9 protein-coding genes are annotated in these 14042 nt (G+C 69.9%); 4 read left to right on the top strand and 5 right to left on the bottom strand.

Going from position 1 to position 14042, the window contains the following annotated elements; translation table 11 throughout:
* Nucleotides 1-3: 3 nt before the first annotated feature.
* Complete coding sequence (locus AABA78_RS16390; RefSeq protein WP_171417057.1) at nt 4-357, top strand: hypothetical protein; 354 nt, start codon at nt 4-6, stop codon at nt 355-357.
* Between the two features lie 22 nt (nt 358-379).
* Here the strand turns inward: AABA78_RS16390 and rtcA are convergent, their stop codons facing one another.
* Nucleotides 380-1456 (bottom strand): RNA 3'-terminal phosphate cyclase, encoded by a 1077-nt coding sequence (gene rtcA, locus AABA78_RS16385; RefSeq protein WP_338264003.1) that lies wholly within the window; start codon nt 1454-1456, stop codon nt 380-382.
* Between the two features lie 104 nt (nt 1457-1560).
* The gene (locus AABA78_RS16380; protein WP_338264002.1) at nt 1561-3495 is read right to left on the bottom strand and encodes a CocE/NonD family hydrolase; all 1935 of its coding nucleotides are present in this window, start codon (nt 3493-3495) and stop codon (nt 1561-1563) included.
* A 300-nt stretch (nt 3496-3795) separates the two neighbouring features.
* Here AABA78_RS16380 and AABA78_RS16375 point away from each other — a divergent pair, with 300 nt between their 5' ends.
* On the top strand, nt 3796-5382 hold the full coding sequence (locus tag AABA78_RS16375) for an ADYC domain-containing protein (protein WP_338264001.1): 1587 nt from the start codon (nt 3796-3798) through the stop codon (nt 5380-5382).
* 9 nt (nt 5383-5391) lie between these two features.
* Here the strand turns inward: AABA78_RS16375 and AABA78_RS16370 are convergent, their stop codons facing one another.
* The gene (locus tag AABA78_RS16370) at nt 5392-8043 is read right to left on the bottom strand and encodes a bifunctional serine/threonine-protein kinase/formylglycine-generating enzyme family protein (RefSeq protein ID WP_370469463.1); all 2652 of its coding nucleotides are present in this window, start codon (nt 8041-8043) and stop codon (nt 5392-5394) included.
* Nucleotides 8040-9842, bottom strand: a complete 1803-nt coding sequence (locus AABA78_RS16360) for a sigma 54-interacting transcriptional regulator (protein WP_338264000.1) — start codon at nt 9840-9842, stop codon at nt 8040-8042. Before AABA78_RS16360 ends, AABA78_RS16370 begins: the two co-directional genes overlap by 4 nt.
* A 110-nt stretch (nt 9843-9952) precedes the next feature.
* Between AABA78_RS16360 and AABA78_RS16355 the strand changes: the two genes are divergently transcribed.
* Both AABA78_RS16355 and AABA78_RS16350 read left to right on the top strand, forming a co-directional pair.
* The gene (locus tag AABA78_RS16355; protein WP_120529432.1) at nt 9953-10447 is read left to right on the top strand and encodes a peroxiredoxin; all 495 of its coding nucleotides are present in this window, start codon (nt 9953-9955) and stop codon (nt 10445-10447) included.
* Nucleotides 10448-10570: 123 nt separating this feature from the next.
* On the top strand, nt 10571-12046 hold the full coding sequence (locus AABA78_RS16350; RefSeq protein WP_338263999.1) for a TraB/GumN family protein: 1476 nt from the start codon (nt 10571-10573) through the stop codon (nt 12044-12046).
* 122 nt (nt 12047-12168) lie between these two features.
* Here the strand turns inward: AABA78_RS16350 and AABA78_RS16345 are convergent, their stop codons facing one another.
* Entirely contained in the window at nt 12169-13236 is a 1068-nt protein-coding gene (locus AABA78_RS16345) for a CBS domain-containing anti-phage protein (protein WP_338263998.1), read from the bottom strand.
* Nucleotides 13237-14042 lie beyond the last annotated feature (806 nt).

The following is a 14042-nucleotide window of genomic DNA, read 5'->3' as shown; positions in this document are numbered from 1 at the left end:
CCCATGCCCTCCCCCTCGCTCCCCCGGCTTGTCCTCGTCCTCGCCCTCGTCTGGGGCGGCGCTGTCCTGGCGCAGCCCCAGCGCCGGCAGCCCCAGGAGTTCCAGAACCGCAAGGAGTTGACCCAGGCAGAGAAGGACGCCGCCAAGGCGCGCGCCATGGGCAACAACCTCAACGGCTACGGCAAGGACGTGCAGATCAAGGAGACGCCCATTCCCTGGATGGCCATCGGCCTCGTGGGCATCGTCTTCCTCGTCGCCACGCCCTTCGCCATCCGCGCCTACCGCGGCACCGTGAAGGAGATGGCGGACACCAACACCTTCGGCGCCCGCGGCAACGCGGCCGAGGACGAGGCTTAAGCAAGAAGCCCCGTCTCACGCCTCACGCCGGGCGGACCTCCACGCTCCCGCCCGGCTCCACCTGGATGTGCACCGGCAGGAAGCGCCGCAGCACCTCCGCCTGGACCATCAGCTCGCCGGTGACGCGAGCGGCGGTGAAGCGCGTGGTGCCCGGCGTCACCGCCCCCAGCCTCCCTGACGCCAGGAGCGCCGCCGGCAAGAGCAGCTGCTCCGCCAGGTGTTCGTCGAGCGCGCCGCCCGTCTCCATGAAGCGCGTCAGGGCCTCCGCCGCCTCGCGCCCCACCCCTTCCGCGTCCAGGCCGCGCTCGCCCAGCGACGTGAAGGCCGCCACGGTGTGTTCGAACTGCGCCAGCACGAACGTCGCGGACCCCTGTGAGCGCGTCACCGCCAGCGGCCGGTTGTCCGCCTCCGCCAGGATGCCCCGCTCGCGCAGCGCGGCCACCGCGGCGCGGGACTGACGCTCCGCCACCGCGAAGGGCAGCCCGCCCACGAAGGACATCACGCGCACCTCGCGCAGCACGCCCCGCGCGGGCAGGTCCACGCGCACGGGGGGCTCCACCGGGGCGCCCACCTCCGCGGTGAACTCGCCCGCGCCCTCCGGGTGGAAGCCCGCGTGGGTGAGCGACAGCTGCACGGGAAACCCATACGCGCGCGCCACCGGCAGCCACGCCCCGACGAGCGCGTGGAAGCTGGGCCCGCCCGGCAGGTGCGTGCCCCCGCGCAGCGTGAGCCGTCCGCCGCCCGCGAGCGCCAGCGGATACACCAGGCACTGGAAGAGCCGGGGCGTGCTGCCGGAAGCGCCGGCCTCCAGCAGGTAGTCCCCCGCGCGCACGGGCCCCGGGGTGAAGCGCAGCTCGGTGGCGCCCACGACGGCGCCCTCGCTGGTGCCGCCACACAGCGCCTCCGCGCCGCGCACGTAGGCCAGGTGCTGGGGACGCAGGCCCGCCGGCTCGCGGTGCTCGCGCAGCCCGGTGAGCTGGAAGGGACGGCCGGTGATGAGCGACAGGGACAGCGCCGAGCGGAGGACGTGGCCGCCCCCCTCCCCCAGGCTTCCGTCGAGCAGCACCCGCCCGGCGTCGGGCCGGTCGTGACCGGTCATGTCCCTCCCGTCATGGCGTGGCGACGCGCGCGGCCCGGCAAGGGGCCGCGCGCTTTGGTGGCGGGCGCGCAGCCTAGCAGACCGCGCGCGGGGGGACCGGGGAACTACTCGTCCAGTCCAGGCAGGACGTTCACCTTCAGCGCACTGGGCCAGGCCGCCGTGTGGTGCAGCCGGTGCATCGCGCGCACGAAGTCCGCCGGCTTCGCCTCGTAGATGCTGGGCACGAAGGTCTGCGGGTTGCGGTCGATGAACGGGAACCAGCTGGACTGCACCTGCACCATCAGCCGGTGGCCGCGCTGGAAGGTGTGGAACACGTCGTTGATGACGAACTTCACCTTCGTCACCTCGTTGGGCGTGAAGGGCTTGGGCTGGGAATAGCTGTCGCGGAAGCGGCCGCGGAACGGCTCCCCGCGCACCAGCGTCTGCTGCGCGCCCCGGTTGCGCTCGCCGGACTGCTCCTGCTCCTTGGTCCAGCCGGGCAGCTTCCCGGGGTTCACGTCCACCACCTTCACCACCCAGTCCGCGTCGCTGCCGGTGGTGGACACCCACAGCTCCGCCTCCAGCGGGCCCGCGAGCGTGAGGTCCTGGGTCAGCGGCGCCGTCTGGTAGGTGAGCACGTCCGGCCGGCGCGAGGCGAAGCGCTGATCCTCCGTCATGTACGTCTTGGACCAGCCGGGGCTCAGGTCCTGCGTGTACGGCACGGGCTTGGCCGGGTCGCTCACGTATTCGTCGAAGGAAGCCTGCGCCGCCGTGGGCGCCTGGAACGTCAGCGCGCCCTGGGGCTGGAAGTACAGGCGCGTCTCCTTCGTGCCCTTGGGCGGCCACGCGTCCAGCTTGCGCCAGCGGTTGGCGCCGCCCTCGAAGACGAGCGCCTCCGGCACGGCCGCGTCCGGGCCGCCCTTCAGGTGCTGCTTGAAGAAGGCCAGCACCAGGTCCTGGTACGTGGTGCTGGTGGGGAAGCCGAACTCCGCGTCCCCCAGCGACGAGCCCTCCCCGCGCATCCAGCCGCCGTGGGGCCAGGGGCCCATCACCAGCGTGTTGGAGATGCCGGGGTTCTGCTTCTCGATGGCGGCGTACGTGCGCAGCGGCCCGTAGAGGTCCTCCGTGTCGTACCAGCCGCCCACCACCAGCACCGCCGCCTTGATGTTCTTCAGGTGCGGCAGCAGGTTCCGCGCTTGCCAGAAGGCGTCGTAGTTGGGGTGCGCGACGATGTCCTTCCAGAACGCGACGTCGCCCTTGAAGTGCTGGGGCTCCACGTTGGCCACCGGGCCCAGGTCCAGGAAGAACTGGTAGGCGTCCGGGGTGCCGAAGTCATAGGGCTTCCACTCCGTGTCGTCGGTGGGCGTGGGGCGCGGCCTGCCGAAGCTGGCGAAGAAGCTGAAGGTCAGCTGCAGGTTGAGGGCGCCATGCCGGTGCATGTCGTCCCAGAACCAGTCCGCGATGGGCGCCTGCGGTGACACCGCCTTGAGCGCGGGGTGCGAATCGATGGCGCCCGCGGACGAGTAGAAGCCCGGATAGGAGATGCCCCAGATGCCCACCTTGCCGTTGTTGTTCGGCACGCGCTTCACCAGCCAGTCGATGGTGTCGTACGTGTCGCTGCTCTCGTCCACGTCCTTGCCGCGCTTGCCGTCGCGGTGGGGGCGCACGTTGACGAACTCGCCTTCCGACAGGTAGCGCCCGCGCACGTCCTGGAAGGCGAAGATGAAGCCGTCCTTCTCGAAGGCCTGGTTGGCCAGGGTGCGGGGGTAGCGGCCGACGCCGTACGGGCCCACCGAGTACGGCGTGCGCGTGAGCAGCACGGGGTAGCGCTTCTGGGGGCTCGCGTCGTTGGGGACGTAGAAGGACGTGAAGAGCTTCACGCCGTCGCGCATGGGGATGCGCACCTCGTACTTCGTGTAGTGCGCCCGGACGTACGCGGCGCGTTCCGCGTCCGGATCCGCGGGAGGCTTGGGCGGGGTGGCCTGGGCCTGCGCGAGGGCGGGACCGGCCAGGGTGAACAGCGCGAGCGCGGCCACGAGGCCACGGCGGTGGAAGGTCATGCTCCCCTCCTCTTTGCGGAAGAAATGCGGGGGGAAATGCGGGGGAAATGCATCTTGGGGGAAGCCGCCGGGGCAAGGAAGCTGGAACGCCCGCCGCATCGCGCCGCGCGCGGGGCGTGCAAGGTTTGCACAGCCTCCTCGCGTGCGTGGCCCTGCAACGATTGCATCCACGGCAAGGTTTGCACGAACGGCACAAGAACAGACTTTCGTCGGCATCGTCATCCGCGCGGCGCGTTCCTTCTGTATCGGGGACGCGCTGGTGCGCCCCCACGGAGTCGAAGGCCTGTGGGAGACGGACACATGAAGTTGAATGACAGGACGTGGACGCGGTGGTGCCTGGTGATGGGGATGCTGACGGCCCTGGGCGCGGAGGCGGATCCGCCGCCGGTGAACGGCGCGCAGGGCTCGCGGCTGCACGGCACGGAGCGCTTCGAGACGGTGAACATCCCGCTGGAGTCCTTCGAGCCCGCCGCTTCGCCCTTGGGGATTGCGTGCACGAAGTCCGCGCTGATGATGGGCGGGCGGCTTGTGGGCAGCCAGTCCTGCTCGGGCGCCAACCCGCCGGTGTGGTTCCTGGAGGGGGCCGACCTCGTGGGCACGTCCTTCCGCGCGCCCTTCGAGGGACGTTCGGTGAAGCTCACCATCGAGGAGGTCCGCTGCCACGTCGACATCACGGGGCCCGCCGTTGCGTGTACCGCGCAGAACCTGACGGACGGCAAGGCGTTCTGGGAGTACCGCGTGACGGCGGCGACGGAGGACAGCCCGTCCCAGCCGCTGTGCCCCACGGGCAGCGGCTTCGCGCTCGCGTCGCCCCACGCCTGGTCCACCGGCGGCGAGCTGCTCCCGAACCCCGAGTACTTCACCTTCGCCTGCGCGGCGAAGAACGAGGGCACCGCGAGCCAGCCGTTCTTCGTGGGCGGCGGCGTCATCGCCAAGTGCATCGACTGGGGCTATGCGCCCTGGGCCACGACGTTCCCGCAGGCCGTCGCGCTGGACTACCACCAGCTGTGCACGCGCATGGCCATGGCGGACTACTGCGGCGAGGGCCGGAGCAACACGCTGGACGGGACGCCGCTGAAGTTCATGAACACGCAGGAGGCCAACCAGCTGATCACGGGGGACCTGCCGGCCACGCTGGATGGCTACTCCCTGGAGGCCGTGTGGAAGGTGGATGACTGCGGCGGCGTGCGGCCGCTGTGCCTGGGCAAGAAGCGCTGGGACACGCTGCCCCTGGAGGCCACGTGCGTGAACCGCAAGCTCGTCCTGGCTCCGCGTCCGACGCGGCCCTGTGAATCGATGGACCTGTCGTTCCATGCCACCGAGACGCTGCTCGTGTCCTATTCGCTCTTCATCGACCGGTCGCTGGTGACGTTCATGGACGCCGCCACCAACCGCTACGTGACGACCACCGCGGTGACGGTGGAGCCGCTGACCGTCGAAGGCGGCTCCAGCGTGACCGGCGTCCACCTGGACCTGGATGCGAACGGGGTGGCGGACGTGACGCCGTTCACCGCGCAGCGCAAGGAGGGGCCCATCCTCTCCCCGAAGCTGCCCGTCGACATCCGGACGCGCATGGGCAGCTTCATCAAGCCGCTGTACCGGTGCGAGAGCACCAGCGGGGACTCCCTGCTCACGGACGATTCGCAGTGTGAGCGCCTTCCCAGCTACGTCCTCAAGGCCCTCAACGGGGACCAGGGCATCGAGGGCTTCGTGTACAGCTCCGTGAGCGTCACCAGCACGGGCCAGCGCCGGCCGCTGAAGCTGTGGCGGTCGTTGCGTACGCCGGTTGTCTATGTCACGTCCACGCAGGCTCCGCCGGGGTTCCTCTTCGTCCGGGACCTGGGCTACCTGCCGGCGGTGGGACAGCTGCCGGGGCGCGACCTCTGATTCATGGAGTCACGGAACGGACGCGCACACGCGCATCCCGATGAAGGGGAAGCGTGTGCGCGGTTCGCCGTCGCCGTGGTTGAGGGAGCGGGCGGTGAGCGCGTCCTGGTAGAACGAGCCGCCGCCATACGCGGCCGCGCCGTTCGTGTCCGTCACCAGCCACTCCCACACGTTGCCGGACAGGTCCGCCACGCCGAAGGGGCTGTCCGACGCGGGATGCGTTCCCACCACGTCGGGCCCGAAGGCGCGCGGCTTGCGCCCGTAGGTGGCGTCGAAGTTGGCGTCATCTGGCGCGAGCGTCGGGCCGTGCGGATAGTCGCGGCCGTCCGCGCCCCGGGCCGCGCGCTCCCATTCGCGTTCGGTGCACAGGCGCGCGCGGGGCAGGCGACCGGTGGCATCCAGCCAGGCGACGTACGCGCGGGCGTCCTCCCAGGAGATGCCGGACACGGGGAAGCGGCGCCAGTCCTGTTCGGCGCGCTGGGTGCGGTCCTGGTAGCGCAGCGGCTCCCCTTCCCTCGCCAGGTACGTGATGCCTTCGTGTTCCAGGTGGAAGGTCCAGAGGCCGTCCCTGCCCGGAAGCAGCTCGATGGTGCCGAAGTAGTTGGTGCCTCGGGGCCTGCGCGCGGCGCGCTCGGAGGTGGGCAGCGCTCGCAGCCACGCGAGCCAGTCCGCGTACGTGACTTCGTGGCGGGCGATGAAGAAGGCGCCGGTGGTGAGCCGGTGCATCGGGCGCGTGCGGATGACGGTGCGGCGGATGGTCTCCGCGTCGCCGCTGCCGTAGAGGAAGCGGCCGGGGGGCACGTAGACGTAGCCGTCCGGGACGTGTTCGGGGAGGGAGACCTTCGCGCGGAAGGTCTCTCCCCGCGTGAGCATCACCGGGTATTGTACGGGCGGCCGGTCCGGGAGCGTGAAGGTCAGTCGGTGCGAGCCGGGATCCAGCGTGAGGCCGGCGGTCATGGGCGTCTTGTCGAAGGTCCTGGGCTCGGACCAGCGCGGCGGGCCACCGGGGCGGGACTCGAAGGTTTCGACCTGGATGACGGCGCCGGGGGGATTGCTGTCCAGCTCCATCCGGACGGGGGCGGTCAGCTTCCGGCTCGTGGCGGCGTTCGGGTCCAACTCAGCCAGGTGCTGCGTGAGGGCGGTCTGGACGTCAAGGTCGCGGTCCCGTTCCGCGAGGAGGATGCGCTGAAGCAGGACGTCGGCGACGCGTTGGTCCAGGGTGGGGTTCGAGCCCCGGCCCACGCGCGTCTGCGCGGCTTCGAGGACGGTGCTGGCGTCCTGGGAGCGGCGGGCCTGCTTCGCGCCCAGCTCCAGGGCCTGGGCCCAGAGGGGTTCCGCCTCCGCGGAGCGGTCCGTGTCGAACGCGGTGAAGGCCTCCGTGCGCAGGGTGTCGATGCGGGTGTCCAGGGCGCGGACTTCGTCGAGGATGGCGGCGGCGGAGGCCATGGCCTGCTCCGCGTCCATGCGCCGGGAACGTTCGCCCCACCAGTTGCCGCCGAGGAGGATGGCCACCGCGATCCCCGGGAGCGCGAGCACGCGGGTGATGCGCAGCCACCGTGGACGCGGTGTCGCGAGGGTCGGTGAGCCACGGCGCGAGGCGATGGACTCCAGCGCTTCGCGCAGGGCATCCGCGGATTCGAAGCGCGCGAACGGATCATGCGCGAGGCAGCGCGCGAGGATGGCGGCGAACGTGGCATCGACGCCGGGCACCGCGGCGTCCAGTGGCTCGAAGGTCCGTGGACGGTGCGGGGCTTCCGCGAGCGGTCCGGGTGTCGGACCTCCGCACAGCTCGTAGAGGAGCACGCCCAGCGAGAAGAGATCGCTGCGGACCGTGGCGGGTTCACCGCGCCAGACCTCGGGCGCCATGTAGAGCGGCGTCCCGATGCGGCCCGTGGACAGCAGGTCCGCGGGACCGAGGAGCCGCTCCGGCGGAAGCGGAGTCGACGTCGCGGTCCGTTGCGCCACCTCCGCGGGACGCTGTGAGTCTCCAGTGTCGGAGCTCACGAGCAGGGGTGGCGAGGCCTCCGGGCTGGCACCGTGGTTGACGCCCACGGTCGCGGTGCGGCGCGAATCCTCCACCGTGCCCGGCACATCCACCGTGGCATCACCCTCCACGGGCACGGCTCGGGGTTCCTCCTGCAAGCGCACGGGTTCGACGGACGCCATCGCCACGTCGAGCAGCTTCGCCACCCCGAAGTCGAGCAGCTTCACCTGCCCGTCCTCGGTCAGCAGCGCGTTCGCCGGCTTGAGGTCCCGGTGCAACACCCCCTGCCGGTGCGCCGCCGCGAGCCCCCTCGCCAGTCCGACTCCAATCTCCAGCACGCGCGTCCACGGCACCGGCCGGGACAACCGGTCCAGGCTGTCGCCTCGCAGGAACTCGGAGACGAGATAGGGCCGGTCCTTCACCTCTCCGACGCGGTGGATGCCCACCACGTTCGGGTGCTGCACCCGGGCAATCGCTCGCGCCTCCGTGCGGAAGCGCTCACGCTGCACCTCATCCGGTGCGACGCCCGCGATGAACTTCACCGCCACCAGCCGGTCCAGCACCGTGTCGTGCGCGAGGTACACCTCCCCCATCGCGCCGCGTCCCAGCGGCTGCAACAGGCGGTACTCCCCGAACGTCGCGGGCGGCTGCCACACTGGAAGCGGCTCGCTCCTCATTCACCCGCCGCGCCCCGGCCTCGCGAGGGCGCGATTCGGTGCTGCTTCAGCTTGAACGCGAAGGTGCGCAGCGGCATCCCGATGAGCTGCGCCGCCCGCGTCTGCACCCCGCCCGTCGCCTCCAGCGCTTCCTGCATCCGCTGCCGCTCCAGCGTCCGCAGTTCCTCCGCCAGATTCTGGAACACCTTCGGTGTCTCCGCGCCGCCCGCTGTCCGCGCCGCCTCCGGCTCCGGAGGCGCGTCCACGTTTGAGCGCAACGACTCCGGCAGGTGTGAAGGCTCCACCACCGGCCCCGGCGACGTGGCCACCGCGTACTCCACCGCGTTCTTCAGCTCGCGCACGTTCCCCGGCCACGGGTGCGCTCCCAGCACCTCCATGGTCGCGGCGGACAGGTGCAGCGGCGGACGACCTGCCCTCGCGCACGCGTCGTCCATGAACGCTCGCGCCAGCAGCGGCAGCTCCCGGGGCCTGTCTCGCAACGGCGGCAACACCACCACCGCCGCGGACAGGCGGAAGAACAGGTCCTGCCGGAACCGTCCCGCCTTCACCTCGTCCGCCAGCACCCGGTGCGTGGCCGCCACCACGCGCAGGTCCACGGGCCGCTCGCGCGAATCCCCCAGCCGGGTGATGACCTGTTGATCCAACGCGCGCAGCAGCTTGGCCTGGATGGGCAGCGACAGCTCCGCCACCTCATCCAGGAACAGCGTCCCGCCGCTCGCCCGCTCCAGCAGGCCCGCCCGAGCCCGGTCCGCGCCGGAGAACGCGCCCCGCTCGTGGCCGAACAGCTCCGCTTCCACCAGGCTCTCCGGCAGCGCCGCGCAGTTGAGCGGCACGAACGGCTGCGCCGAGCGCGACGACCAGTGATGCACCGCCCACGCCGCGTTCTCCTTCCCCGCCCCCGTCTCGCCGTGGATGAGCACCGGCAGCGGGCTCACCGCCAGCCTGCGCAGCAATTCGAACAGCCGCATCAGCGCCGCGTCCGCCACCACCACCGACCGCTCGCCCAGCGCCAGCCGGTACATGGCCGGCCCGCTGACCCGCGTCTCTCCCGGCGCCGCCGCCAGCGCCGCGGCCCTCGCGGCGCCCAGCAGCGCGTCCCCCTGCATCCCGTCCCCCGGCGCCGAAGCCAGCCCCGCCCGCACCCGCCCGGCCAGCGGCGTGAGCACCGACACCAGGTGCGCCGCGGCGGCCTCCGCCTCCTCGCCAGACAGGTCCGGCAGCACCCCCACCAGCGTGCCCCCCACCTGTCCCACCGCGTCCATCAACCGCAGCGCGCCGTACAGCGCCCGCACCAGCTCCACCTGCGGCACCCGGGCCGACTCCACCTCCAGCGCGAGCACGCTCACCGCCAGGCCCGAGCCGCGCACCCGGTCCAGCTCCTCGGAGAGCCGCGCGCGCAGCCCTTCCGCCTCCAGCGCCCGCCGCTCCGGCAGGGGCCGCTCGCCCTGGTGGAACACCAGCGTCACGTTGCCCAGCGTCACCACGTCGCCGCCGTCCAGCGGCCGGGTGCCCTGGACCCGCTCGCCGTTGACGCGCACGCCGTTGTGGCTGCCCAGGTCCGCGATGAAGGCCTCGCCCTGCGCCACCCCCACCCGCGCGTGCTGGCGGCTTACCGACGCGTCGTCCACCAGGAGGTCCGCCCCCGCCGCGCGGCCAATCACCACCGACCCCTCCCGGGGCAGCGGCACCAGCGTGGAGGTGTTGCCCAGCAACAGCAGCAGGTACAGCCGGTCCGCCGGGGCGGCGCGGGAGGCCCCCTTGCGGGAGTCCTCGGTGTCCACAAGGTCGCGTGACGCCATTCCCTGACAGAATGCCCAGGCCCATGAATTCCGGGCAACCCGGAAGCCCGATTGATTTGCGGGTCAGGCCATGCGCGGTCCATGCTCCCCCCGGGAGGAGAGGGACTTTCATGGCCAAGATGCTGAAAGAAGGGGATTCGGTTCCGGACGTCACACTGCGGGGGCCGGGCGACGTGCCGGTGCGCCTGCGCGACCTGCTGGGTGACAAGGCGATGGTCATCTACTTCTACCCTCGGGACGACTCCCCGGGATGTACGGTCCAGGCCTGCACCCTGAGGGATCAGTACCAGGACTTCACCGACGCGGGCGCGGACGTGGTGGGCATCAGCAGCGACTCCGCCGAGTCCCACGAGAAGTTCGTCGCCAAGCACCGGCTCCCCTTCCGCCTCCTCAGCGACCCGGATGGCGCGGCGCGCAAGGCCTTCGGGGTGGGCACCAACTTCCTGGGGCTCCTGCCCGGGCGGGTGACGTTCGTCGCCGACAAGGGCGGCACCATCCGCTACGCGTTCGACTCGCAGATCCAGGTGAAGAAGCACGCCGAACTGGCGTTGGATGTCGTCCGGTCGCTCACGGGCCAGGGAGCCGCTCCCACCCGTCCTGCCTGACACACGCGTTTGCCCCGCGTTTCCCGTTAGACTGATTCACGACGTCCCGGCGGTGGGAGCCAGGACGTCGCACCCCCGTCACGAGCAACATTGGGACACATCGGGTGGGCCGGAGATCACGTCATGCGGTTTCACTGGTTGCTGGGACTGTCGTTGTGCGTCGGCGGCTGCGCGAGCCTGACGAAGGACCTCCATGACGAGGGCCCGGGGGACGAAGAGGTGCCCACGGAGGAGACGGTGTACCTGGTGCCGCTGGACGAGGCGCTCTTCACCATGCGGCGCGTCTTCGAGGAGCAGCGCTACGACGTCTTCGAGCGCGCGGACCACCACGAGCTCTACACCTCCGCGCACGAGCCCGGGATGAACCTCCCCGGCAACCGCACCTTCGAGCGCTACTTCGTGAAGGGCGCTGCGGTGGGCCCGCGCCAGTCCATCATCCGCGTCTTCCGCCTGCGCTACCGCGAGCAGGACACCAACATCGAGGTGAAGCCCAAGTGGCTCAACGAGCGCATCCAGGACGAGGAGAAGTACCTCTCCCGGAAGACGTTCGAGCGCTTCACCTTCGACGGCGTGCCGGACATGGAGGGCTTCAAGATGGTGCGCGGCACGCGCGACCTGCCGCTGGAGCGCAAGCTGCTGACGAAGCTGGAGATGGTGCCGTCGCTGGAGTTGGTGGGCGGCAGGACGACCGCGCCCGTGCGCTCCGTGCAGGTGGAGGGCTGGGACGACGACACGGCCCAGCCGCCGCCAGTGAAGTGCGGCGAGCCGCTGGAGGGCGTGGAGCCGCTGCTCGCCGCCGGGCACACGGTGCTGGTGGGAGATCCGCTGGGCACGCGCGAGCTGCCGGAGGTGGCCACGCGGATGCTCTGCGACGCGGTGGAGAAGAAGCTGCCGGTGGCGCTGGCGCTGTCGATGCCGTCGGAGGACCAGGGCGCGCTGGATGACTACCTGGCCAGCGAGGGCCACGGCCCGGACCTGGAGCGGCTCCTGGTGGTCAGCTCCTTCTGGCGCCGCGTGTACCAGGACGGCCGCAGCAGCGGCGCCCTCCTGCGCCTCATCGAACAGGCGCGCCGGCTGCGAGCGCAGGGCAACTCCGTCACGGTGCTGGCGTTCGACTCCAACAACGCCTCCGGCAACGCGCGCGAGGAGGAGATGGCGAAGAACCTCATCGCCTGGCGTCAGGCGAACCCGGACACGTGGCTGCTGGCACTCGCGGGCGACGTGCACGTGCGCACGAAGCCGGTGAGCTGGAACAAGGACTTCGAGCCGCTGGGCTCGCGGCTGACGAAGGCCCTGCCCTCCTCGCCGGTGAAGGCGCTGGAGGTGGGCTTCGCGCGAGGCTCGCAGTTCTCCTGCCGCTTCAACGTCTGGGAGCAGGTGGACTGCAACGTGTTCGCGCTGAGCCCCACGCCGGAGCTGCGCCAGGAGCCGGGCACGCCGCGCAAGGTGGCGATGTTCGACGCACCCAGCGACAAGGGCTTCCACGGCCGGCTCTGGGTGGGGACGCTCAACGCCTCCCCGCCGGTCATCCAGCGCGCCGTCCCGCCCGTGGCCCAGCAGCAGCAAGGCGCCGCGAAGCCCGCGGACGCCGGGCACTGACACCGGGAGGGTAAGCCCCTTGCCGGAGGGCGAGGGGCTATCCCTGAGAGCATCCTGCGCGAGTTCCCAGGGCAAAATCAGCAATGACTAGCTACGGGTAACTACCGTGTCCTGAGCGGTATTTACCTGGCTACCCTCTCGAGAAATCCCGCGAAGTTCCGCAGCAACGTGATGTCGTCGTCCTCAAGCGGGTCCGGGTCGAAGTGCATGATGTCGTTCCGGAGGTCACGTACTTCTTTCATCTTCGCGATGAAGGAGTCCCTCTCAAAGGACACCTTCAGTTTTGGCCACGCCTCGCGGTGCTCTAGGAGATTCACGTACTCGCCGAAGGTCAAATCGGAAACATCGTCAACCTTACGGGATGTGTCGGCCTCATGTTTCGCCTTACGCATCTCCTCGACTGTGAAGCATTCGCGGATCAGGGAGCGGAGGAGGTTCTCGATCTGCTCAAGCAGGAGGAATGGCTCGCTGAGCGCACGGAACTGGAGGCTTAGGTCCACGACCGTCACAATCCCTTGAAAGCGCCTGTCCAGTCCTCGAACGAGCGCGAACTCCTTCGCGGCGACTTTCTGAATAGCCTCCAACAGGGACGCATTCGAAGCGACCTCTTCGCAAGGCACCATGCAGTCATTCACCGTTCTACATTCCTTGCCCATTGCTGTCGCCGTAGCGATGCTCTGCCACGTCACAGCTCCCTTACAATCGCGCTCGTTCTGAATTACCGGCAGCTGGGAGAAGTCGTTGAGCATCATGATTGTCGTCGCCGCCTTGAGTGACGTGTTCGGCGGAACGGAAACGACCGTTTTGTTCGCGGCGCGCAACAGACTGATCCGACGGATTGGATCAGTCGCTTTCTGCTTCGGTAGCGTCTGAGCTACAGGTGCGGACCCAGTTGCGCCCGGCCCGACGGTGACTGGCCCAGCACCCTGCGTCGACCCAGAGGGAGATGAGACTGCCGTCGTACTCTGCGCCCGTTTGACTAGCAGCGGGACATCGACCCACACCTCGTCAAAATCCGGCTCTGTCACCAAGCTTCGCGCGAAGAGTTCGTCACGAATCCAGGCGACAACCCGCCAGCCACGACGCTTAGCTCCGAACAGCGTTAATAATTCACGTCCGGTAGTCGATGGCACCTCGCCACGCGAGAGCATCGCGTTCCAAATATCGAGCCTCTGGGAGATGGGAGACACGGGCGACTCCTCCGAAGGTGCATCAGTCGCTGGAGGTACCGGGAAGTCCATGGCGCCAAGATACATGAGCACGCATGTCGATGAGCGCACTTTGAAGCGACCGCGATCTTTTCCACGGTCTGTCTTCTGCGGTAGCTATTGAGAGGATCATGAGCGGTCAGCCCCTGTCATGTTGGGGACGGCGAACCTTTCCGCTCCCACTTCACCGCGACGTTACCCCCTACCCCTCCTGTTTCCTGACCACTCGCGTGCTCAGAGGCGAGGGGTACTTGGAGTCTTGACGTCATCCACGCAAAAGGGCGGTTCACCTTTCATTCTCCGTCGGCAGACACCCCCTGGAAGCCCTCCCAGCCGCCGGGAGGCACCGGAACTCCTAGCGCGTCCAAGCACTCGCGGGCCTGGGCGTTCCAGCCGGAGTCCATGAGGCTACCGGAGGGAGCAGCTGCCAGGGACTCCGCGAGCATCCGCACCCGGGGGGCCGCGGACCGGAAGCGCTCCGCATCCGGGCTCCCCCACGCCTTTTCACAGAAGGCCGAGAGCGCCGCCATGCGGGACTGGAGCACGGTGCGCAGTTCCTCGGCCGGGGCCTGGGTGCACCACCGTTCGAAGAGACGAGGTACGGCCAGGACGGTCAGGAGGTTGAGTGCCTCGGCCACCCGGGCGGCGTCCCGTGCCCACGAGTCCTCAGCCACAGAAGGGCCCCAGGCGCGCGTTGAAGGGCGCCGTGTTGAACAGCAGCGCCCTGTCCGTCACGGCATCTCCGGTCGTGCACGTGTGGACCGCCCAGCCTGTGAAGACGAGGTTCT

Source organism: Corallococcus caeni, assembly GCF_036245865.1.
Lineage (GTDB): Bacteria > Myxococcota > Myxococcia > Myxococcales > Myxococcaceae > Corallococcus > Corallococcus caeni.
Note: the sequence above shows the minus strand (reverse complement) of the source record. Positions and strands in the feature narration are given on the sequence as shown.